Below are 23,546 nucleotides of genomic sequence, written 5' to 3' on the forward strand. Positions count from 1 at the left end.
GCTCTCATGCTTGAGCGCGGCCTGCAACTCACAACGAATAAGTCAGACTCACCCCACCATCACCCGCTCAATGCAGGCGATGGCGAGAGTGAATCTGCTTAGATTTAGTAGGTGACCGGCATCGGCCAACTGCTTCCGGTAGGACTGGTCAGCGATGGGAAATCAACATACGCCTGGCTACAGTCCACTACTTTCTGTTTCACCTGAGTCGGATCCAGAAATTCAACCGGAGTAACTCCCGTCACGACTACTCTCTTTTCAGCATCAGTGAGGAGCGGGAGATTCACCAACCCGGAGAGCGTCAGATTCGCATCAGAGTCGATCACTCCGAGGCTGGTCGGTGAATCCGTCACAACATTGTTCAGCGTCATCACCAGCGGGTACTGAGGATTGCTGGTCGTGGCCTGGAAGCCTTGCAGCTTGACGTCTGTCTTGCCTTCAATGCTCACGTTGCTGAGATGAATGTCGTGAAAGTTTGGAATAGCTCCGCTGCCCGCCTTCGTGCTGTAGTAGGGCGTGAACAGCAGTGCATTTTCCAGGTTCTTCATGCAGATGCTCTCGTAGTAGATGTTCATGACCTCGCCACCACGAGCTTGGTCCGACTTGATGCGCAGTCCCTCTTCTCCGCCATTGAAGCTGTTGTCGTACACGTGCACATTGCGAACACCTGCATTTGTCTCCGAACCGACTGAAATGCCATGTCCTGCATAAATATGGTTATGTGCGATCACAATGCCGTGAGGAAGGGTCGAGAATACGCCACGATCTCCATCGATTCCAGGCAGGCCCGAACCAGAAACGCTCGGGTTATTGCTTCCCTTCAGCGCGATGTCATCATCGCCGCTGCTGATGTAGTTGTAAGCAAAGTAGGCGTTCTTCAGATATCCGTCGAACGCGATCTTTCCTGCGGAAGAGGTAGCGCCACCGCTACCCGTAGTAAGCGCGACTGAGGTCAGCTTTGAAGAAGATCCCGGATCGAAAGAGTCGGTATTCTTTACGTTGCCCTCAATGCCATTTCCGCCGGCGGTAAACAACGCGCCTGTATAAAGTGGATTACCATTGCCCGCCGGAGCCTGATACGCCGCGAGCGACGGAGTTTGTACTTTGACGTTCCAAACGATAAGGCCATCGATTCCGCTTGGAACTACGTGGAAGTTCGCACTGTTGTTTAAGGTGATCTTGTACAACGTGAGATTCTTGGCGTAGTTGTACACCATCAAGCGGGGCACGGACTGCGAACTATAACCGGTCGTGCCGTTCTCGACCATGTTTCCCAGATAGGCCAGATCCCACCAGGTCATATTGCGCGCGGTAGATTTGGAATTAACCACTGTGCCTCCGTTGTCGCACGGAGTGCCATCGGGCGCGAAAGCAGACGGGGACTTGGCGTAGTACGCGTAAGTGTTGGAGCAAGTCAGGTCGGCCTTCAACAGGGGATAGTACTTGTTGGTTGTAACGATCTCGGCGTAGCCCCTGCCGTCGATCGAGCCCTCACCCATGACAGCGGAGTTGACCAGGTTCGTACCAGAGATGAATGCGCTGCAGTTGCTTGAGCTCCCAGCCTTGCTCGAGCTCACCGCTGTGTTACCGCAATACGTGGTGGCGCTGGGCAGGTAGGTCATCACATCGCGCGATGCGTAGAGCGTGACACCCTTATCAATCCACAAGGTGACGCCGGATGGCAGAACCAAAGGCCCACTGATGAAGGCGTTGCCGCTACCACTGGTGCTCTTAACCAGGCGCACTGCAAACTTTGACGACCGATACTGTAGCTTCGACAACTCCTCGGCGGAAGCACCCGAAATGTTGGTGTACTTGTTGCCTGCGGCAGTTTGAGCTGCGGTCTGGGTTACAACGGCTGCGGCATCGGCCTGATAGATGGCCGATCCCACTTCGGCATCTACCGCTGCGCCGCACGCATCGAGCGCTGCCTGAATTCGCGCTTGATCGGGGTTCGTTGTGGCAGTATTAGCGGCAACGCCGACTCCCGCAATTGTTGGATCTGCCGCAGGCGGCAAAGAACCGTCCGTGAACGAAACCAGTGAGTTTGAAGCCTCAAGCGTTGTACACACCTGGGCAGCGGTGGGCAGCTTCGGCTCGGGCGGCAACATCGCATCCGTAGCAGTCGAAGTTCCGACCTGAACCGTCTGAGCAGGCTCTTTATAACTCGTTCCTCCACATCCCACCAACGCAGTCATCACAAATGACAGCACAATCAACAATGCTGCCTTTGCCATCGATTTCTTTTGATCTGATGTCTTCATTCGTTCCTCCTTGTAGCCAGGGGCCAACTGGCCCGCGCTCCGGCGCAGGGCCAGCATCAGAAGCAGTTAGGGCAGCACAAAACGTATGGAAGTCATAACAATGTCGTCGCGGCCTTTCGGTTCGCCACCGACAGCCCGCCACGTATTGCGGTGCAGGTGCTCATAGTTCATTCCGTACTGCAGCGTGCCGTATGACCCGCGAATAAAGCGATACCAGAAGCCGGCAATCACCTGATTGAGATCGCGGTTCTGACCAACGCAAGTCGGCAGGTTCGGCGTAGGCACTTCAACCTGGCATTCCTGATTGCTGATGAGCGGGCTTCCATAACCAGTGCCCAATCCGTTCGAATTCAGATAGGCTGCGCGCTGGTAGTACTCGTTGCCTTCATAGGCAAACATGGAGAGTCTCCAGTTGGGACGATATTCCAAACCAGCGGAGACATGCAGCTGTTTGAGAGGAACCGGACTTCCATCCGGATGCAAGGTGATGTCGGGACCGCCGCCAGATCCATAACGACCGATTCCTTCACCGGCAAGACCTTCGGTGATTAAATCCAGCTTCTTCGTCAGCGGAAACTTGGTGCTCAGGCCCACACCTGCGCCATAGGCGCTGAAGTTGGTTCCATTGTTGCGAGTGCGGAAATAGCGATAGATGCCCTTTAGTTCGTAATGTCCCCAGCCCGGTTCGATGTTGATCTTTGCAATAAGATCGGGAGCAAGGTTCGTGGAGAAACCGTTTGCAACGCCCGCAGCATAAGGAATGACATCGCTGGAGGGTGAAGTCGCATTCGTACTGGTGTTCAGCCCAAACATGTATTCCGGTGCATTGGTTGAGCTGTAGGTGGTTTCAGGATTCTCGGCCGAGAAACCAATCCACACCTTGTTATTGAAATTCTTGGTGACGCGGAAGGCTGTCTGCCGTTCCCATACATGTCCAAGAATGAACGAACCCTCAATCAAATCTCCGGGTGCGCTATCTTCCTGTCCGGTCGACATTCCTTCCTTATGGCGCACCATCAAGCTCCACATCTGACCACCGGTGAAGCTCCAGCCATTCTTAAAATCGGAACGAATCCACAATTGACGCTGGCGGGGCGAGAAGCTGTTGGACTTGATGTCATTAGCTGCAGTGACACCGTAGAAATCAATTTCACCAAAGCCCGTGAGGTCGATATTGCGATACTTTGTCTTTATCGCAATGGACGCACGCGTTGCACGTGCGCTGGCGTGAAATTCGCTGAGGTTTGCATTGGCCGTGCGGTCGAAGGGAACCCCGCCAAGACTGCTACCCATGTCAGAGTTTTCATTGTGCGTACGGAAGACGCTCTCGGCCGCGATGAATCCACCGGGAATGATCAACAGCTTCTTATAGCGCAGGGCCAGGGGATTTTCGAGCGCGTCCAGCCGTGCCTTGCTTTCCTTCACACTCGCGTTCGTGGCTTCCAACTCCAGCGGCGTGACCGCGGGAGCAGCTTGCTGGCTCGTCTTATTCGTGAGCTGCTCATTAGCTTTTTCAAGCTGCTCCGATCTGCGCTTCAGATCCAGCTTGAGCTCCTGGATTTCCTTCTGCTGCTCATCGACCTTCTGTTCCAGCGCTCCGAGCGTGTCTGCAAATTTCTTGAGCTGACTCGATTCCGAATTCGCATCCGCAGCGGTCTGGGCAACAGCGATTGAAGGGACAAAAGATAAGGTGAAGAAGATCACCAGTCCAACTAGAGGCTTCCAACAGAAAGCGGTCCCCTTCTTGAACTGAGTATTCGTCAAAGGCTTGACGACTTGCGAGAGTTGTCGAACAACTTGATGATTCACCATGTGTTTGTATGGCCTTTTCAGTTTCCAAAAGTCGGTTGCTGCCTTGCTGCTGGAAGACGTAATCCGATCGAGAACTTTGAACACTTGCCGAGACAGTCGAAACAGAATCAGGTTTACAGCGTTACCCCGTCCTTCCAGATCGCTATCTCTCGATATCCATTGATTTCGCTCTTCGTGCGCTTGCGTCCGGATGCGACATCAAGCACGAGACTGAATAACTCATCGGTCAACGTGTCCATGCTCGCGCTTCCGTCCGCAAGAGGCCCGGCGCTAAAGTCGATCCACCCGGGCTTGCGTTCGGCTAATGCATTGTTCGTGGAAATCTTCACCGTCGGAACCGGGAATCCCATGGGCGTGCCTCTTCCAGTTGTGAAGAGGACCATATGAGCACCTGCAGCGCTTAAGGCCGAACCCGAAACTCCGTCATTTCCCGGCCCATTCAGAAGAGCAATCCCCTTCAGGCCTGTCGCTGCTTGCTGTCCGTAATCGAGCACCTGCTTGATGGCAAAGGTGCCTGCTTTCTGGACGCAGCCGAGCGACTTCTCGGCCAAAGTCGTTATGCCACCTTCTTTATTTCCGGGCGATGGATTCTCGTCGATGGGCTCGTCGTGTCGGCGGAAATATTGACGGAAGTTATCGATCAGTCGAATTGTTCCGTCGTGGACGCTTGAGCTCACTGCGCGATCAAGCAGAACTCTCTCAGCTCCGAACATCTCCGGAACCTCAGTCAAAATGCTTGTTCCGCCACATGCTGCGAGTTTGTTTGCGACCCGGCCAACAAGCGGATTGGCGGTGATGCCGGAAAGGCCATCAGATCCGCCACACTTCATGCCCAGCATCAACTCCGAAGCGGAAATCGGTTCTCTGTGAAACTGTCCTGCGTATTCCGCAAGCTCGTGAACGAGATTGATTCCTGTGTCGAGTTCGTCTGTTACTTCCTGCGCATTGAAGTACCGCACGCGATCGCTGACATCACTTCCTAGATACTTGAGAAACGACTTCATACGGTTGTTTTCACAACCGAGTCCAACCACCAGCACACCCGCCGCGTTCGGATGCTTAGCCAGTCCGGAGAGAAGCAGCTGCGTGTACTTCAGATCGTCTCCAAGCTGTGAACATCCAAATGGGTGATTGAAAGTATGGATACCTTCCACTGCACTGCCTTCACGCACTAATTCTCGGGTGGCGTGCTCAGCGATCTGTGTGGCAACGCGGTTGACACATGCGACCGTGTTGATAATCCAGATTTCATTGCGAATTCCAGCCGTTCCATTTGATCTGCGGAAACCATCGAAGGTCGGCACGACTTTCCCCGAACCGTTACGCGCTACAGCGCTTGTATCCGTGCGCGAGACATACGTTCCGCACTCCAGTTTTTCTGCCAGAGAGCTAGCCACGTTATGAACGTGGACATGCTCTCCTGGATGAATGTCCCGCTTAGCAACGCCGATCGGGTATCCATACTTAACGACTGCAGTTCCCGCCGGAATGGCTCGCAAGGCGACTTTGTGACCAGCCGGAATGCTGTTAACTGCCGTTATATTTTCCACACCCTGGCCTTCAGAAATGCCGCGCAACGCTACCGCGACATTGTCTTCCGGGTGGATCTGGAGAATGACTGCTTGAGAGTTCATGAAAGTAAAGTTGACTCCTGCTCTTTAGGTACGGGTGCTTCGAATAACTGTGATAAAAGTCCGACTACCACTGCTTACAACCAAGCCCTACCCTACTTTCGCAAGAGCAGACGCCATTCCGTCTTTCACGATCATCAACAGGTATTCAGCTATCGCCGAGGAAAGGCCTGAGATCGCCCGAAGGTCCTTTCCCCACCACTCTGTTTGTGTAAGCACGGCCTCAGCCAGCACAGTGAGCGACGCCAGTGTTCCGTCACATGCGGACCATAATTCAGCAAACTTTTTCAGAATTGAAAGGTCATCCGTAATCAGGTATTCGCTTCCGTTGCATTGTCCGACCAGAGAGGCACCCCGAATTTCGCTTCCCCGATAGAACGCAATCAGCGCCGCGAGCCCAAACGTCAAACGCGCAGGCAGCTTGCCATTCACGGCCACGTACTTCTCCAGCGAAGGCAACACACGCGCCTTATATTTGGAAACCGAGTTGAGCGAGATACTCAAGAGGGCGTGCTTGATGAAAGGATTGCTGAAGCGTTCGAAAACATCGTCGGCAAACTTATCCAGCTCTTGCTTCGGCAGGCTGAGGGTTGGAATTACCTCTTCAGCAATTGCCTTCTTCATGAACCCACCAGTGAGAGGATCGTCCATGATTTCGCCAACATAATTCTTACCCGCTAAGAAGGCCGCAAGAACAGAGCATGTGTGTGCACCGTTGAGGATACGTACTTTCCGCTCTCGGTAAGGAGTCATGTCCTTCGTCCAAACGACATTGAATCCCGCTTCCTTGAGTGGAAGTTCTTTTGCAACATGCTCGGGAGCTTCGATCACCCACAAGTGGAACACTTCGGCACAGTCGAAAAGATCGTCCTGATATCCAGCCTTCTTCCATAGTGCTGGGGCTTCTTCTCTCGGGTATCCCGTGACGATGCGATCGACAAGAGTGTTTGTGAAGGTATTGGCCTTTTGCACCCATTCCACAAAGCCCGCTTCCAACTGCCAGTTGGCTGCGGTTTGCAGTAAGGTTTTCTTCAGGTTGGCACCATTTCGATCGATCAGCTCGCAAGGCAACAGGACGAACCCCTTGTCCATGTCTCCATGGAATGCCTTGTACCGCTCAAGGAGGAAGCGCGTTAGCTTGGCCGGGTAAGAGCTGGGAGGACAATCCGCCGCTCTGTCATCCGGATTGTATGTAATGCCAGCTTCGGTCGTGTTCGAAACGATCCAGCGCAACTCAGGATTGTGAGCACATTGCAGATAAGCATCGAAGTCGCTATACAGATCGATGCCTCTACTTATGCAGCTTATGACCTGCTGTTGCTCGACAACCTTGCCGCCCTGAACACCACGCAACAATAAGGTGTACAGTCCGTCCTGCTGATTCAGCTTAGGAATGAGCCCCTGCGCGACGGGTTGAACGACTACCACTCTGCCGTTGAACAACCCTTTCCGGTTCATTCCATCGATCATCCAATCGACAAATCCGCGCAGGAAATTGCCTTCGCCAAATTGCAAAACTCGTTCAGGAAAGCCGGACGCCGGCACCGTTTGAACAAGACTTCCCTCGTTACTTAACAATTCCGCACTAAGAGGCGGCAGGATTCCCGAACTCGTAGTCATTTCGATATCACTCTCTTTTTCTGCCATTGCTGCTGTTCGGCTAATTTCCGGCGTGCATGGTTTGGGTCGAGTTTCCGCCTCGAACTTTTGTCACGATAGCGACGTACTTCGACGCAGTTTCCGTTATTACCTCGGGCTTTCCCTGGGCGATTGCTTTCGTATCGACGAGATCGCTGCCCACTCCGAGTGCGACAGCGCCTGCGCGCAGGAATTCCTCTGCCGTTGCGAGCGAAACACCCCCGGTGGGTATTAGCTTGAGCTGAGGCATGGGACCATGCAGCGCCTTCAGGTACTTCGCGCCTCCCACGGAACTGCACGGGAATACCTTCACGATGTCGGCACCGGCCTCCCACGCGGTCAGAACTTCGGTTGGAGTCAACGCTCCGGGGAGCACTGCAATTCCATATCGCCTGCACAACTCGATCGTCTTCAGATTGAGCACCGGGCTGACAACGAACTGCGCCCCTGCAAGCATGCAGGCCCGAGCGGTTTCGGGATCGAGGACGCTTCCTGCACCGACGAGGAGCCGACTTCCGTATGTCTGGACCAGAGTGCGAATCACCTCGATTGCTCCTGGCACAGTCATCGTGACTTCCATGGTCGAGATGCCGCCCTTGATAATTGCTTCTGCCGTCGCGACCGCTTGTTCAGCGGACTCAGCACGCAACACGGGCAACAACCCGGTTTCTTCTATTTTTCCAAGGACCTGATTTTTCTCCATGACTTCTCCTCTAACGCAACACGCGAGCCGTGCCGCCCTTCATAACTCGTTCCACTTCTTTCAGCGTCGCCATTGTGGTGTCGCCCGGCGTAGTCATCGCCAGGGCTCCATGTGCCGCGCCACACTCAACCGCATACTGAGGCCCTTTGCCGGAAAGGAATCCATGGATCAGGCCCGAGGCAAAGGAATCTCCGCCGCCAACACGATCGTAGATTTCAAGATCAGGACGGCTCGTGGCCTCGTAGAACTGGCCATTCATGTAGCAGATTGCGCCCCAGTCATTGCGGCTCGCGGTAGTGGCCTTGCGAAGTGTGGTTGCAACCACCTTGAAGGGGAACTTCGAAACGACTTTCTTGATCATCGCCTTGAAGTTTTCAGCCTGGATGTCGCCGATGTTTTCATCGACGCCCTCTACTTCGAAGCCCAGCGAGGCGGAGAAGTCTTCTTCATTGCCGAGCATTACATCGACATAGGGAGCAATAGCGCGATTGACTTCCTGCGCCTTTGCTTTCCCACCGATTGCTTTCCACAACGAGTCGCGATAGTTCAGATCGTAGGAAACAATCACTCCGTGACGGCGAGCAGCCTTCATTGCTTCAAGAGCGACCTCGGGAGTTGTCTCCGAAAGCGCACAGAAGATGCCGCCGGTGTGGAACCATCTTGCGCCATACTCACCGAAAATTTTGTCCCAGTCGAAATTGCCAGCTTTCAATTGGGAGACGGCCGTGTTGCCTCTATCGGAACATCCCAACGCGGAGCGAACTCCAAATCCACGCTCCGTGAAATTGAGACCGTTGCGTACCGTGCGTCCCACGCCGTCATAATCGACCCAACGTACAAATGACTGATCTACTCCACCCTGATACATCAGATCTTCGATCAACCGACCTACTGGGTTATCCGCCAGAGCCGTAACTACAGCTGTGTCATACCCAAAGCAACGCTTGAGGCCGCGAGCGACGTTGTACTCTCCGCCACCCTCACACACATCAAAGGACCGCGTCGTCCAAGTGCGCTTATCGCCCGGATCCAATCGCAACATGACTTCGCCAAGACTGACCTGGTCCCACTGGCATCCTTGCTTTTCTTTCACGTTCAACGACATTGAAACTCCTAAGAAACAGAACTTTCTGCCAGCACCGCGTCGATACCTGCTGGCTCAAGGTTTGGAGCCAACAACTGAAGCAGCAGCAGTGAGAAGAGATATACAGATCCGACCAGAACGAACATGGGGAGATAGCTACCAGTTAGCTGCAGGACGAATCCGGTGAATGTCGCAATAAACATTCCGGCGATACCACCGACACACGTCCCCATTCCAACGATCGACGCAACCGCACGTCGGGGGAACATGTCGGACCCGACTGTGTACATATTTGCCGACCAAGCCTGATGGCTGGCGCACGCCAAAGAGATAATGGCAACCGCACCCCAGAGTGACGAAATTCGCGCAGCGAGAACGATAGGCGTCACCGTAGAGGCAAAGATCAACATCGCCGTCTTGCGTGAACGATTCACTGACCAACCGATCTTGAGAAAGTGCGAAGACAGCCACCCGCCAAAGATGCTGCCCAGGTCAGAAAACAGATAAATTACAACGAGAGGAGGACCCAGCTTACTAAGGCTCAGACCATGCTGCGTGTTGAGAAATTTAGGCAACCAGTAAAGGAAGAACCACCAGATAGGATCCGTCAGCCCCTTGGCGAGAATGAAGGCCCACGCTTGGCGATGTGCCAAGAGTTGAAGCCAGGGAATCTTCGCTTCCTGATCCGGCGCATCGCTCTCGATGTATTGCAACTCGGCGGCTGATAGACGGGGATGCTGCCGCGGTTTCCGATACGTCATCAGCCAGAGGACGATCCATGGAGCCCCGCAAAGGCCGGTGATAATGAAGGCCGCACGCCAACCGTAATGAACCGCTATCCAAGGCACGACCAATGGAGCGATGATGGCGCCGATATTGCTGCCGGAATTGAAAATGCCCGTGGCAAACGCACGCTCCTTACGAGGGAACCACTCCGCAACGGTCTTGATCGCCGAAGGGAAATTTCCCGCTTCGCCAAGTCCTAACGAAAAGCGTGCAACACCAAAACCGAAGGCACCTCTCGCCAAGGCATGCCCCATGGAGGCGATGCTCCAGATGGCCATCGCGATCGAATAGCCTACCCGTGTGCCGATCCTGTCAACAATGGCACCGAAGGCGAGAACGCCACCGGCATAAGCGGCGACAAACGCGGTGACGATATATCCATACTGAATCTCGTTCCAATGTAGGCTCGTTTGTAACACCGGAGCGAGAATGCCGAGTACCTGACGATCCATGTAATTGATCGTGGTCGCGAAAAACAACATCGCGCAGATTACCCAGCGATGCCGTCCGATATTTCCCTTAGCGCCGCCGCAATCGTCCGCTACGACATTCAAAGCTGCGTTCGCGCTGTTAATCGCCATCGTTGCAAACCTCTCAATCGTTGTTACAAAGGGCCTTCGCCATCACCAAATCGAGGAATGCCATAGCTCCTGCACACGAACGCTCTGCTTGTTTCGGGTCCATGTGTGGTCTGACCAATTTGGTATGCACATACGTAATACTTTGAGCTACCAACGTGTGTCAATAAAAATTATTTATATGGAACAAAAATATTCCGGATGAAGCGCTGGAGCTCGCCGAGCCTGCAAGAGTAACAACTTGTGTATTTTGTGTCAGTTATTGTGAAACACCGATGCTGTGCAGTACAGGAAATGCTTTAAACGGGAACGCCGCCGTGGCAGTTCATGATGCTCGTGCAAGGAAACGTAATCCTGGTCCTGAGCGCCCGAACGAGGGGAGTTTCTACAATGGTCATACCACTAACCCCTAACCGAAGAGAGCACCAGACATCAATTACATGTTGCATATTGCAATTTGGCGCGCAATAATTCACTGCCAACGTCGTAGTGGTTTTACCAATTGGGAAAAGTTGTCTGTCGTGCGGTTCAGGGCAGAACGGAGTTTTGCGAACCATGGGAACCTCTGTATTCACAAAACCAAAGAGAGCGCCAGGCACCAAGCTTGCTGTCGTAAAAAGACCGCGCGAACAGGCATCCGAAAAGCAGGCATCCGAGCAGGTGTTGAACTACCTGCGAGAGCTGATACATGCCGGAAAACTGAAGCCGGGAGATCGCCTTCCAGCGGAACGGACGTTGGCTGCCGATTTACGAGTCAGTCGGCCAACGATCAGGGCCGGATTGCGCAGCCTTGTTGCAATGGGCATTCTTGACGCACGTCGCGGCTCGGGCACCTACGTTGTAAACATCGATAGCCCTCCCGTGCTCGATGCCAGTCCCCTGACGTTGATGGCGACCTTGCGTGGATTCACAAAGGAAGAGATGTTTCAGGCGCGTCTTGCTTTGGAAACAGCGGCGGCGGGGCTTGCGGCTGAAAATGCCACGTTCGAGCAATTGGCATTGCTCGCAGAAGAACTGGCCGGCATTTTCGCCTCAATTGATCGCCCGGAAGCCTTTCTCGTGCACGATGCCAAGTTCCATTCATTGGTAGCAGCAGCGTCTAACAATCGCATTCTTGCGGCACTGACAGGGATGGTGGTCGCCGCAATGTACGACGTGCGAAAGACAACAGTTAAGCAAGCTGCCGACCTGAAGGAATCCGCCGAAATGCACCAGAGGGTCTATCGTGCAATTCGCAATCAGAATGCGCAGGAAGCAAGAGACGCGATGCAGGACCACTTGAACCGCGCGCACCGGGCGCAACTCATGGAACCTGCAGCGCCTGATCGCAAGAATCGCTGAATACAAGTAGTTGCTGGAGTGCTTATGTGTGCTTTCATTCATGAAGATTTTTTGTTGAATAATCCTACCTCCAAGTTGCTATACCATTCGTTTGCCGAGCAGGAACCGATTCTGGACTACCACTGCCACCTCTCGCCCAAGGACATTGCGCTCAATCGTCGCTTCGAAAATTTGTTCGAGATTTGGCTTGAAGGCGATCACTACAAATGGCGCGCTATGCGCACACACGGAGTCGATGAGTCCTTCTGCACGGGAAACATAGCGCCTTACGACAAGTTCCTTGCGTGGGCGAAGACCGTACCGCATACTCTGCGCAATCCGCTCTACCACTGGACGCATCTCGAGTTGAAGAGGTATTTCGGAATTACCGAGCTTCTCGACCAGAACACGGCACAATCGATATGGGAACGGGCCAACGCACAACTGGCGACTGACGAATTAACCACACAGGGCATTCTGCGCAAGTTCAAGGTTGCGGCCCTTTGCACCACCGACGATCCGAGCGACGATCTCCTGTACCACAAGCAGATTTCCGAAGCAGGAATTGAGACGAAAGTGTATCCGGCGTTTCGTCCCGATAAGGCTCTTGCCGTTCAAATACCAGAAGCGTTCAACACGTGGGTTGCGAAGCTTGAGGAGGCAAGCAACGTTGAGATCGGAAGCTTCAGTGCATTCCTCGATGCGCTCAAGCAGCGGCATGATTATTTTCATCTGATGGGCGCCCGGGTTTCCGACCACGGGTTGGATTCCTGTTACGCGACACTCTGCACCGAATCGACTGCGGCTGACATATTCAGCAAGGTACGTGCAGGCGTGGCCGCAACTCCTCTCGAACATGAGCAGTTCGCTTCGTTCCTGATGTTGTTCTTTGGACGGCTCGATGCTGAAAAGGGCTGGGTCAGCCAACTTCATGTTGGAGCTCTGCGCAACACGAATACGCGCATGTTCCGCCGACTCGGCCCAGATGTGGGTTTTGACTCTATCTCGGATCGCTCGCAAGTCGAAACACTGCGCAGATATCTCGATCAGCTCGACAGTGAGAACTCATTACCCAAGACGATCCTGTATAACCTGAATCCCGCCGACAACTATGCCTTCGCAACGATGATTGGCAATTTCCAGGATGGCTCGGTCGCCGGCAAAATGCAGTTCGGCAGCGGTTGGTGGTTCCTCGATCAGAAGGAAGGGATGAGCTGGCAGATGAACGCACTGTCCAGCGTAGGCCTTCTCTCGGAATTTGTTGGGATGGTAACAGACTCGCGTTCATTCATGTCTTACCCACGCCACGAATATTTCCGAAGAGTGCTCTGCAACCTGCTGGGCACCGACATTGAGCGCGGAGAGCTTCCGAACGACAAAGAATCCGTGGGGGCGATGATACGAAATATCTGTTTCCACAATGCTCAGGCTTACCTAGGCCTTGAGACCGGCAAGCTGAACGCCGAGACCGCAACAGCTCGGTAGCTTACCTGCCCACGGATCAGCAGAAAGTCCTCACCGCAATGAGGACTTTCTCTTTTTCTGGGCAATCTACTTCGGAGTTTTTTCCGAGCTATCCGTCTCCGTGGTCGTCGTAGTTGAGTCCGCGTGGGAGGACGACTCCTGCTTCGTCGGATGCGTCCTGCCTGAACTCTGGCTTTCGATATTCGTGTTTGAATTTTGGCCGTAACCGGAATCGTTGTTCAGAGTGCTGGAGTCGGAACTCGCGCTCGGAACCGCGGGGCCTGCATAGGGCTGATCGTGTCCCGCTCCAACCGGATTCTCCATGTTGGGTTGAGCATCCCGGCTATTCTGCTCATCGTTGCTCTGACTATGATCGCGGCCTGACTGCGCTAACGCCAGACCCGAACCAAGTACAACAACTGACAACATGCCCAGAATCTTCTTCATCCCTCAAGCCCTCCTGCGTGTCCATGAAAATTAGAGTGGCAGAGAATAGTTCGGGTTCGCTCAATCAGCGCTGATCTGAGAATTCGACCTCGCTAATTCACTCGAAAGAAAAGGGCCGCGTCCGAAGACGCAGCCCCTAGTTGTTGCGATTGCTCGATAAAACCGAGCAGTTTAGCTTTCGGTGGTGAGTTCTTCCGCTTCGTTCTCGCCTTCGGTCCGCATAAGCTCGAGGTTGCGTTCGAACTCCTCCTGCTCCTTGCGGATCTCTTCCTGAACGTTTTCGGCAGCGGCTTCGAGTTCCGGAGCCAGTTGCACGTTGCGGTAGTACTCCATGCCGGTTCCGGCAGGAATCAGGCGGCCGACGATGACGTTTTCCTTGAGACCGCGCAGGCTGTCCATGGAGCCAGTGATGGCTGCCTCGGTGAGCACGCGGGTAGTCTCCTGGAACGACGCCGCCGAGATGAAGCTGTCGGTCGAGAGCGAAGCCTTGGTGATACCGAGCAGCAGTGCACGACCAGTGGCCGGCTTGCCGCCTTCGGCGATCACTCGCTCGTTCTCTTCACGGAAGCGGAACTTGTCGATCTGCTGTTCAAGCAGGAAGTTCGTGTCTCCCACATCCTCGATCTTCACCCAGCGCAGCATCTGGCGCACGATGACTTCGATGTGCTTGTCGCTGATGGCCACGCCCTGCAGACGATAGACTTCCTGGATTTCATTGACCAGGTAGGCCTGCAGTTCCTTTTCGCCGAGCACGGCAAGAATGTCATGCGGGTTCAGCGGACCATCCATGAGCTGTTCGCCAGCACGGATGCGTTCGCCTTCCTGCATGTTGATGTGGATGCCGCGGGGAACCGAGTATTCCTTTTCGGTGCCGTCGTCGGCGACCACATACACCTTGCGCTGACCCTTGGAAACTTCGCCGAACTTCACCACACCATCGATTTCGCTGATGATCGCGGTTTCACGCGGCTTGCGGGCTTCGAAGAGTTCGACGACGCGCGGCAGACCACCCGTGATGTCCTTGGTCTTCGTGGTTTCACGAGGAATCTTTGCCAGCACATCGCCCGGCGAGACCTCGTCTCCGTCCTGCACCATGAGGTGAGCGCGCGAGGGCATCAGGTAGCGCTTGTTGCCCTTGGCTCCCTTGATGACCAACGCCGGCTGGCGCTTTTCATCTGGGGAATCGATCACAACATGACGCGACAGGCCGGTGACTTCGTCCACTTCTTCCTGCAGCGTCGTGCCATCGATCAGGTCCTTGAAGGCCACGGTACCGCCGATTTCGGTGATGATCGAGAAGGTGTAAGGATCCCACTCGAGCAGCGTCTGTCCGAGCTTCACCTGGTCGCCTTCGTTCACCTTGAGGTGAGCGCCGTACACGACAGCGTAGCGTTCCTTTTCGCGCCCCTTGTCGCCCAGAACCACGATGGAACCGTTGCGGTTCATCACCACAAGTCCGCCGTCCTTGCTGCGAACGGTCTGGAGGTTGATGAAGCGCACCGTGCCGTTGTTCTTGGCTTCCTGACGCGACTGCTCGCTGACTCGCGATGCCGTACCACCGACGTGGAAGGTACGCATGGTCAACTGCGTTCCAGGCTCACCGATGGACTGTGCCGCGATAACGCCGACGGCCTCGCCCAACTCGACCAGGCGACCCGAAGCAAGGTTGCGTCCGTAGCACTTGACGCAGACGCCGCGCTTGGATTCGCAGGTCAGCACGGAGCGGATCTTGACGCGCTCAATGCCTGCTGCCTGAATCTGTCCAGCCAGATCCTCGGTGATTTCCTGGTTGATGTCGACGATGACGTTGCCTTCGTAGTCCTTGATCTTCTCAAGCGAGACGCGGCCCACGATGCGGTCGCGCAGCGCTTCGATGACGTCTCCGGCTTCGACGATCGACCCGACGTAGATGCCATCGGCCGTGCCGCAGTCGTACTCGCTAATGATCACGTCCTGCGAGACGTCAACCAGACGGCGAGTGAGGTAGCCCGAGTCGGCCGTCTTCAGAGCCGTATCGGCCAAGCCCTTACGAGCGCCGTGCGTCGAGATGAAGTACTGCAACACGGTGAGACCTTCGCGGAAGTTCGCCGTAATCGGGGTCTCGATGATTTCACCAGAAGGCTTGGCCATCAAACCGCGCATACCGGAGAGCTGGCGGATCTGCTGTTTCGAACCGCGGGCGCCGGAATCGGCCATGACGTAAATCGGATTGATCACGCCGGCCTTGTCGCGCTTCTGCATGTTGCCGAACATCTCGTCTGCCACCTTTTCGGTGATTCCCGACCAGATTTCGACCACCTTGTTGTAGCGCTCGCCCTGGGTAATGGCGCCGTCGAGGTACTGCTTCTGAACGGCAATCACCTGGTTCTGAGCATCGCCTACCACGGCCTTCTTCGAATCCGGAATGACCATGTCGTCGATGCCGATCGACAGACCCGAACGCGTTGCCGACTGGAAGCCCAACAGCTTAACTTCGTCGAGCATGCGAACCGTGGTCTCAAGACCGAACTTGAGGTAGCAGAAGTTCACCAGTTGGCTGATGCCCTTCTTCTTGAGCAGGCCGTTGATGTACGGCATCTCGGAAGCAGCAACGCGAAGGCGATCGTTAAGGATCGCGCGGCCCACAGTGGTGTTCACGAACTGACGGTCAAAGTGAACTGGCTCGGTGTGCGTGATTTCCTGATCGTCGTACGCAGTCGTCAGGTCGATCACTTCGCCCGTGTAGCGCAGACGGATCGGGGTCAGGGTTTCGACCTCGCCAGCCTCGCGCGCCAGCAGCACTTCTTCGATATTGGCAAAGGCGCGGCCTTCGCCCTTCGCATCCACCTTGGCCTTGGTCAGGTAATAGATACCGAGCACCATGTCCTGCGTAGGAACGGTGATCGGCTGGCCTGACGCGGGCGACAGGATATTGTGCGACGCCAGCATGAGGACGCTGGCTTCGACCTGCGCTTCCGGCGACAGTGGAATGTGAACGGCCATCTGATCGCCGTCAAAGTCGGCGTTGAAGGCGGTGCAGACCAGCGGGTGAATCTTGATGGCCTTGCCCTCGACCAGCACCGGCTCAAATGCCTGAATGCCCAAACGGTGCAGGGTTGGAGCGCGGTTCAACATGACCGGATGGTCCTTGATGACCTCTTCCAGGATGTCCCACACGATCGGTTCCTGCTGCTCCACCATTTCCTTGGCCTGCTTGATGGTCGAGCAGTGCCCCGTCTGTTCCAAGCGGTGATAAATGAATGGCTTGAACAGTTCCAAAGCCATCTTCTTCGGCAGACCGCACTGGTGCAGCTTGAGATCCGGGCCGACCACGATGACCGAACGGCCAGAGTAGTCAACGCGCTTGCCGAGCAGGTTCTGGCGGAAACGGCCCTGCTTGCCTTTGAGCGTATCGCTCAACGACTTTAGCGGACGGTTGTTGGCACCGCGCAGTACGCGGCCACGGCGGCCGTTGTCGAACAGAGCGTCCACCGCCTCCTGCAACATGCGCTTTTCGTTGCGCACGATGACTTCGGGGGCGTGCAGGTCCATCAGCTTCTTGAGACGGTTGTTGCGGTTGATCACGCGGCGATACAGATCATTGAGATCCGAGGTCGCGAAGCGGCCACCGTCGAGTGGAACCAAGGGGCGCAACTCCGGCGGAATGACCGGGATCACGTCGAGAATCATCCACTGCGGCTTATTGCCGCTCTTACGGAATGCCTCGGTGACCTTCAACCGCTTGGCATATTTCAGCCGCTTCTGCAGCGAGGTCTCGGTGCGCATCTTTTCGCGCAACTCCACCGTGGCCGTCTCCACGTCCACGCGCTTCAGCAGTTCCTTGATGGCTTCGGCGCCCATCATGGCCTTGAAGCCCGTAGCGCGATACTGCAGGTCGAGTTCGCGGAACTTAACTTCGTCCTTGATGATCTCGCGTTCCTTTACCGGAGCTTCGCCGGCTTCGACCACCACGTAGGCTTCGAAGTACAGCACCGACTCCAGATCGCGGAGCGAGATATCGAGGATGTGCCCGATACGGCTGGGCAGGCCCTTGAAGAACCACACGTGCGAGCAGGGCGAAGCCAACTCAATGTGGCCAAGTCGTTCGCGGCGCACCTTGCTGAGCGTAACTTCCACGCCGCACTTGTCGCAGATGACGCCGCGGTGCTTCATGCGCTTGTACTTGCCGCACAGGCACTCCCAGTCTGTGACCGGGCCAAAGATGCGGGCGCAGAACAATCCGTCGCGCTCCGGCTTGAAGGTTCGGTAGTTGATCGTCTCCGGCTTGGTTACTTCACCGTGCGACCAGCTGCGAATCTTCTCCGGCGAGGCGAGCTGAATCTTGATGGCGTCGAAATCCGCAATGTTGTTTCCGAGATCGAATGGGCTCGAGCGGTACAAATTGCCTCCTCACCTGGACGTTCGGTTTAGCGTCCAGGACTTGCGGCCTTGCGCGGCCGCCCTTCGGCTTCCGGTCGTCGGATCCCAAAATCGTTGGCCGTCAGAGCCAACTTCGTTGGGAGCCGTCAATTTCTTCCCGCCTGCTGCCGGAAGCGCAGCCTGCAGGTTCAACTCATAAGTGCGAGAGAGCGGTGGACACCGGCTGACGACCGGTGCCACCCTCCAAATCGCTAGTCGGCCGCCGCAGGAACAGGAGGCTCAGCCGGAACACGCGGCTTCACCTTCACCAGTTCCACATCAAGACACAGCGCCTGCAACTCGCGGATCAGCACGTTGAACGACTCCGGCACGCCGGGCTCGATGGCTGCTTCGCCCTTGACGATGGCCTCGTAGATCTTCGTACGGCCATATACGTCGTCGGACTTCGCGGTCAACAGCTCCTGCAGAATGTAGGCCGCACCGTAAGCTTCCAGCGCCCACACTTCCATTTCGCCGAAACGCTGTCCACCAAACTGCGCCTTGCCGCCCAGCGGCTGCTGGGTAATGAGCGAGTACGGTCCGATGGAACGCGCGTGGATCTTGTCGTCAACCAGGTGAGACAGCTTGAGCATGTAGATGTAACCGACCGTTACCGGCTGCTCAAATCGCTCGCCCGTCATGCCGTCGTACAGGTACGTCTTGCCCGAGGTCGGCAGTCCAGCACGCTCCAGCAGCGCTTTGATCTCAAACTCCTTCGAGCCGTCGAATACCGGCGAAGCGAAGTAGCAGCGCTCCTGTAGATCGCGTGCGATCTTGATCAGCTTCTCGTCGTCAATGCCGTCAAAATCCGGAACGAACGGCATGCCGGTGAACAGCTCGCGAATCGACTTGCGGGCCTGCTCAGCGCCGTTGCCGTACTGGCCCAGCAGCTCGGTAAGCTGCTTGCCGATTTCGGCTCCAGCCCATCCAAGGTGCGTTTCCAGAATCTGTCCGACGTTCATACGGGAAGGCACGCCGAGCGGGTTCAGCACGATCTCCATCGGCGTTCCGTCTTCGAGGTAAGGCATATCCTCTTCCGGCAGAATGCGCGCGATGACACCCTTGTTGCCGTGGCGTCCGGCCATCTTGTCACCGACGGAAAGCTTGCGCTTCATGGCAACATAGACCTTGACCAGCTTGATGACACCCGGCGGCAACTCGTCGCCCTTCTGAAGCTTTTCGATCTTCTCGCGGATGATCTTGCGCAGTACGTCGATCTGGCGCGAGGTCATCTCCTCGATTTCATCGATCTGCTCATTTACACGTGGATCCTTATCGTTGAGCTTGATGCGCTTCAGGTTGCGGGTCGAGATGCGCTCGATCGTCTCGCGATCAAGAACCGTGTCCTTGGTCAACAGACGCTTGTTCGTGCGCTCGTCGTGCAGGTCAGCCTGCACGGTCTTTCCACCCAGCAATCCTTCCAGTCGCTTCAGCCGTTCGTCGGTAAGGATTCGGATTTCGTCCGAGAGGTTCTTTTCGAGACGTGCCACCTGCATTGCTTCGATGGCCTTCGCGCGCTCGTCCTTTTCCTGGCCCTTGCGCGAGAAGATCTTCACGTCCACCACCGTGCCTTCGATGCCCGGAGGGCACGTCAGCGAGGCATCGCGAACATCGCCGGCTTTTTCGCCGAAGATGGCGCGCAGCAGCTTCTCTTCCGGCGTAAGCTGGGTTTCGCCCTTCGGCGTGACCTTGCCTACCAGAATGTCGCCTGCCTTTACATTGGCGCCGATGCGGATGACGCCGCTCTCGTCGAGATCGCGCAGTGCATTCTCACTCACGTTGGGGATGTCGCGGGTGACTTCTTCCGGCCCCAGCTTGGTGTCGCGCGCTTCGATTTCAAACTCCTCGATGTGCACCGAGGTGTAATAGTCTTCGCGAACCATCTTCTCGGAAACAAGGATGGCGTCTTCGAAGTTGTAACCACGCCATGGCATGAAGGCCACCAGCACGTTGCGTCCCAGCGCCAGCTCGCCGTTATCGGTGCAAGGACCGTCGGCAATTACCTGCCCCTTGACCACGCGATCGCCCTTCTTCACGATGGGCCGCTGGTTAATACAGGTGTTCTGGTTGGAGCGCTTGAACTTCGTGAGCTGATAGATGTCACTGCCCACCTCGCGCGAAAGCTGCATCGGATGATGCTCGCCTTCAACACGAACGATGATGCGCTCGGAGTCCACCGAATCGATGATGCCCGAGCGGCGGGCCAGAATCACAGCTCCCGAGTCACGCGCCGTAACGCCTTCCATACCGGTGCCGACAATCGGAGCCTGTGCGCGAAGCAAGGGAACCGACTGCCGTTGCATGTTCGCGCCCATCAGTGCGCGGTTGGCGTCGTCGTGCTCGAGGAAGGGAACCAGCGAGGCCGCGACCGAAACCAACTGCTTCGGGCTGACGTCGATGTAGTCCACTTCGTTCTTGCTGACGAGGACAAAGTTGCCCTGCTTGCGAGCGTTCACCAAGTCGGTGACGATGTTGCCACGCTCATCAAGCTCGGCGTTCGCCTGCGCGATGGTCCACTTGTCTTCTTCCCAAGCCGATAGATAGAAGGAGAACGGTTCATAATCGACCGCCTTCTTGTTCTTTGCGCGCAGCTCTTCGTTCACCTTGAGAACTTCGTCCTTCTCGAGGTGATCGCCCACCTTGTACTCGCTGTCACCGGCGTTGAGCACGGTCACGTGATCGAGCACGCGTCCGTCCTTGACGCGGCGGTAAGGCGACTCGATGAAGCCGTAGTCGTTGATGCGCGCATAGCAGCTGAGCGACGAGATCAGACCAATGTTCGGACCTTCCGGCGTTTCAATCGGGCAGATGCGGCCATAGTGCGTGGGGTGAACGTCGCGAACTTCAAAGCCCGCGCGTTCACGCGACAGACCGCCTGGTCCGAGTGCGGAAAGACGACGCTTGTGCGTGATTTCCGACAGCGGATTGGTCTGGTCCATGAACTGCGACAACTGCGACGAACCGAAGAACTCGCGGATGGCGGCCATGACCGGCTTGGCATTCACCAAGTCGTGCGGCATTGCCGTAGACATCTCCTGGTACACGCTCATCTTTTCCTTGATGGCGCGCTCCATGCGGACGAGGCCGATGCGGAACTGGTTCTCCATCAACTCGCCCACGGCGCGTACACGACGGTTGCCGAGGTGATCGATGTCGTCCACCGAACCGACGTTCTTGCGCAGCTTCAGCAGGTAGCTGATCGTGGCGTAGAAATCATCCGGCTCCAGCGTGCGGACCTTGCGGTCGGTCGCATCTTCGTTGTCAAACAGCTTGATGTTGAACTTCAATCGGCCCACAGCCGAGAAATCGTACTTGCGGGGATCGAAGAACATGCCGTGGAACAGCGCGGTGGCCGTATCCAGGGTCGGCGGATCACCGGGACGCAGCTTGCGGTAGATTTCGATCAGCGCTTCCTGCGGAGTCTTCACTGAGTCGCGGCGCAGCGTACCGGCAATGACCGTGCCCACGTCATCGCGTTCCGGGAAGAACAGGTGAACCTCAGTGACACCGGCGTCAATCATCTTCGCCAGCTTATCGGCCGTCAGTTCGTTGTTGGCTTCAAGAAGAACTTCGCCGGTGTTGGTGTCGATGACATCGGCTGCGGTGTAGGCACCTTCCAGGTCGCCCAGATCGATCTCGATTTCGCTGATCTGGTTGGCGTGGAAGTTCTTGAGCACGCTGCCGGTCACCTTGCGGCCGGAGTGTCCAATCTCTTCGCCACCACGGCTCTTGACCGAGTGCGACAGCTTCATGCCAAGCAGGTTGGTCGGACGCTCGGAGCCGGGCTCCAGGGTCCAGAACAACTTCTTGTCCTTGAGCGCGATCTTGTCCACAGTGTAGAACGTACGCAGGATTTCTTCATCCGAACGCAATCCGAGGGCGCGCAGGAAGATCGTTCCGAGGAACTTGCGCTTGCGATCGATGCGGACGTACAGGATGTTCTTCTGATCGTACTCGAACTCAACCCACGATCCGCGATAAGGAATGATCTTGCCGAGGAAGTAGGTGCGGTTGTTCGCCGTCTCAAAGAACACGCCCGGAGAACGGTGCAACTGCGAAACGATTACGCGCTCGGTGCCGTTGATGATGAACGTGCCGTTGTCGGTCATCAGCGGAATGTCGCCGAAGAAGACTTCCTGCTCCTTGATGTCGCGAATCGTCTTGTTGCCGGTCTCCGCGTCCTTATCGAAGATCGTAAGGCGCATGGTGACCTTCAGCGGAGCGCTGTAGGTCATGCCGCGCTCTTCGCACTCGGGCACGTCATACTTCAACTGCATGCCAACCGGGTCGCCGCACTTTGAGCAGAAGTCAGGGGTGTTCGCGTTGTAGGTGCCGCACTTCGTGCAAAGCACGTCGCCAGGATGGAACGGATCGGTGACGACCGTCGATCCGCAGTTACGGCAAGTGGTGCGCAGGTGATTGAGGCCCTTGAGGTGGCCGCACTTGCACTCCCAGTTGCCGATGGAGAAATCTACAAACTCGAGCTGCGAAACATTGCGAAAATCCGTGATCGGAAACACAGATTGAAACACTGCCTGCAATCCAGCGTCATCGCGCTCGCTGGGCAACTTGTCCATCTGCAGGAAGCGATCATAGCTGCGCTTCTGAACTTCAATCAGGTTAGGGATTTGGATGGTCGCCGGAATCTTGGAAAAATCGAGTCGTTTACGATTGGCGATTTTCTTCTCTGCCATTTGAACTCCTCAGGATTGCCATACCCGCTGTTTTGCGGGCTCCGGCGCCGCGTTCGCCGGAGGCATTTCGTGCGAATGTTTTTCGCACTCGCAAGCTGCCGGATCATGCACGGCAACTCGCACACAATGTTCGCCACCCGGCCGCGTACCGGACAGCGAAAGAACTTTAAACAGAGCTGGACTGCTGTCGTGACACTACGAAATCATCATGAACATACAGACGATGCGGGTGGGCAAGACCTTCTGCGACAATCGTCGCCACGGTCGCTGCGCAAGGTTTTTCTAAGACTGGCTCACCAGAAACACAAGAACCCCGAGAGACACAATATCCCTTGGGCGTCATTGAAGACGTCGACAACGTTTGCCCCGCGTGCTGGGGCTCCCGATGGGTCACACCGGTACGCAAAATGTAAGTTTCCCGCGCCAGTTCTTGAGAGCCTGTTCTTCAGCTAACCATCCATCCAGGAGCTGGGGGATAATGGTAGCTGCCGCCGTTCTTCTTTAGACCGTACAGCCTCTCCGCATGAGGCCGCACACGCTTTCCACCGAGGAATTCTGCGGCTCACAGAAGATGTGAATCCGCTCCGCTTCCTGGGCCAACACTTAAATTGATGCGTCCGCTCCTACGCATCAAAAATCAGAAATCGCAGGGCACATATAGCTTTGCTAGCTTTGCCCATTCCGATTTCGATATCTATTGATTCTACAACAGAAATGCGTCTTTCGG

At 55.8% G+C, this 23,546-nt stretch carries 12 protein-coding genes; 2 read left to right on the forward strand and 10 right to left on the reverse strand.

The genetic code is table 11. The features are described 5' to 3' along the window. Positions 1-104 precede the first annotated feature (104 nt). From AC6IY8_RS14285 to AC6IY8_RS14315, 7 genes are all read right to left on the reverse strand, one after another. On the reverse strand, positions 105-2,264 hold the full coding sequence (locus AC6IY8_RS14285) for a glycoside hydrolase family 28 protein (RefSeq protein ID WP_497775197.1): 2,160 nt from the start codon (positions 2,262-2,264) through the stop codon (positions 105-107). 66 nt (positions 2,265-2,330) lie between these two features. Continuing rightward, the gene (locus AC6IY8_RS14290; protein ID WP_497775198.1) at positions 2,331-4,076 is read right to left on the reverse strand and encodes a hypothetical protein; all 1,746 of its coding nucleotides are present in this window, start codon (positions 4,074-4,076) and stop codon (positions 2,331-2,333) included. Positions 4,077-4,189: 113 nt separating this feature from the next. Then, positions 4,190-5,710 (reverse strand): UxaA family hydrolase, encoded by a 1,521-nt coding sequence (locus tag AC6IY8_RS14295; protein ID WP_497775199.1) that lies wholly within the window; start codon positions 5,708-5,710, stop codon positions 4,190-4,192. 87 nt (positions 5,711-5,797) lie between these two features. Then, a complete protein-coding gene (locus AC6IY8_RS14300) occupies positions 5,798-7,354 on the reverse strand; it encodes a tagaturonate reductase (RefSeq protein ID WP_497775200.1) in 1,557 nt (518 codons plus the stop codon). Positions 7,355-7,367: 13 nt separating this feature from the next. Next, on the reverse strand, positions 7,368-8,048 hold the full coding sequence (locus AC6IY8_RS14305; protein ID WP_497775201.1) for a bifunctional 4-hydroxy-2-oxoglutarate aldolase/2-dehydro-3-deoxy-phosphogluconate aldolase: 681 nt from the start codon (positions 8,046-8,048) through the stop codon (positions 7,368-7,370). A 10-nt stretch (positions 8,049-8,058) separates the two neighbouring features. Beyond that, the gene (locus tag AC6IY8_RS14310; RefSeq protein ID WP_497775202.1) at positions 8,059-9,153 is read right to left on the reverse strand and encodes a PfkB family carbohydrate kinase; all 1,095 of its coding nucleotides are present in this window, start codon (positions 9,151-9,153) and stop codon (positions 8,059-8,061) included. An 8-nt stretch (positions 9,154-9,161) separates the two neighbouring features. Then, on the reverse strand, positions 9,162-10,499 hold the full coding sequence (locus AC6IY8_RS14315; RefSeq protein ID WP_497775203.1) for an MFS transporter: 1,338 nt from the start codon (positions 10,497-10,499) through the stop codon (positions 9,162-9,164). A 552-nt stretch (positions 10,500-11,051) separates the two neighbouring features. Here AC6IY8_RS14315 and AC6IY8_RS14320 point away from each other — a divergent pair. Next, on the forward strand, positions 11,052-11,837 hold the full coding sequence (locus tag AC6IY8_RS14320; RefSeq protein WP_497775204.1) for a FadR/GntR family transcriptional regulator: 786 nt from the start codon (positions 11,052-11,054) through the stop codon (positions 11,835-11,837). Between the two features lie 24 nt (positions 11,838-11,861). Then, a complete protein-coding gene (gene uxaC / locus AC6IY8_RS14325; protein ID WP_497775205.1) occupies positions 11,862-13,301 on the forward strand; it encodes a glucuronate isomerase in 1,440 nt (479 codons plus the stop codon). 66 nt (positions 13,302-13,367) lie between these two features. On the opposite strand, the gene AC6IY8_RS14330 is transcribed toward uxaC, so the two are convergent. The 3 genes from AC6IY8_RS14330 to rpoB form a co-directional block, all read right to left on the reverse strand. Continuing rightward, on the reverse strand, positions 13,368-13,727 hold the full coding sequence (locus tag AC6IY8_RS14330) for a hypothetical protein (RefSeq protein ID WP_497775206.1): 360 nt from the start codon (positions 13,725-13,727) through the stop codon (positions 13,368-13,370). A gap of 171 nt (positions 13,728-13,898) precedes the next feature. Beyond that, a complete protein-coding gene (gene rpoC / locus AC6IY8_RS14335; protein ID WP_497775207.1) occupies positions 13,899-18,107 on the reverse strand; it encodes a DNA-directed RNA polymerase subunit beta' in 4,209 nt (1,402 codons plus the stop codon). A 230-nt stretch (positions 18,108-18,337) separates the two neighbouring features. Continuing rightward, the gene (gene rpoB / locus AC6IY8_RS14340; RefSeq protein WP_497775208.1) at positions 18,338-22,819 is read right to left on the reverse strand and encodes a DNA-directed RNA polymerase subunit beta; all 4,482 of its coding nucleotides are present in this window, start codon (positions 22,817-22,819) and stop codon (positions 18,338-18,340) included. Positions 22,820-23,546 lie beyond the last annotated feature (727 nt).

The organism is Koromonas soli, assembly GCF_059726265.1.

Coding starts and splice junctions, on each gene's coding strand:
- AC6IY8_RS14285 (WP_497775197.1), bottom strand. CDS start 2,264: ATGAAGACATCAGATCAAAAGAAATCGATGGCAAAGGCAGCATTGTTG.
- AC6IY8_RS14290 (WP_497775198.1), bottom strand. CDS start 4,076: ATGGTGAATCATCAAGTTGTTCGACAACTCTCGCAAGTCGTCAAGCCT.
- AC6IY8_RS14295 (WP_497775199.1), bottom strand. CDS start 5,710: ATGAACTCTCAAGCAGTCATTCTCCAGATCCACCCGGAAGACAATGTC.
- AC6IY8_RS14300 (WP_497775200.1), bottom strand. CDS start 7,354: ATGGCAGAAAAAGAGAGTGATATCGAAATGACTACGAGTTCGGGAATC.
- AC6IY8_RS14305 (WP_497775201.1), bottom strand. CDS start 8,048: ATGGAGAAAAATCAGGTCCTTGGAAAAATAGAAGAAACCGGGTTGTTG.
- AC6IY8_RS14310 (WP_497775202.1), bottom strand. CDS start 9,153: ATGTCGTTGAACGTGAAAGAAAAGCAAGGATGCCAGTGGGACCAGGTC.
- AC6IY8_RS14315 (WP_497775203.1), bottom strand. CDS start 10,499: ATGGCGATTAACAGCGCGAACGCAGCTTTGAATGTCGTAGCGGACGAT.
- AC6IY8_RS14320 (WP_497775204.1), top strand. CDS start 11,052: ATGGGAACCTCTGTATTCACAAAACCAAAGAGAGCGCCAGGCACCAAG.
- uxaC (WP_497775205.1), top strand. CDS start 11,862: ATGTGTGCTTTCATTCATGAAGATTTTTTGTTGAATAATCCTACCTCC.
- AC6IY8_RS14330 (WP_497775206.1), bottom strand. CDS start 13,727: ATGAAGAAGATTCTGGGCATGTTGTCAGTTGTTGTACTTGGTTCGGGT.
- rpoB (WP_497775208.1), bottom strand. CDS start 22,819: ATGGCAGAGAAGAAAATCGCCAATCGTAAACGACTCGATTTTTCCAAG.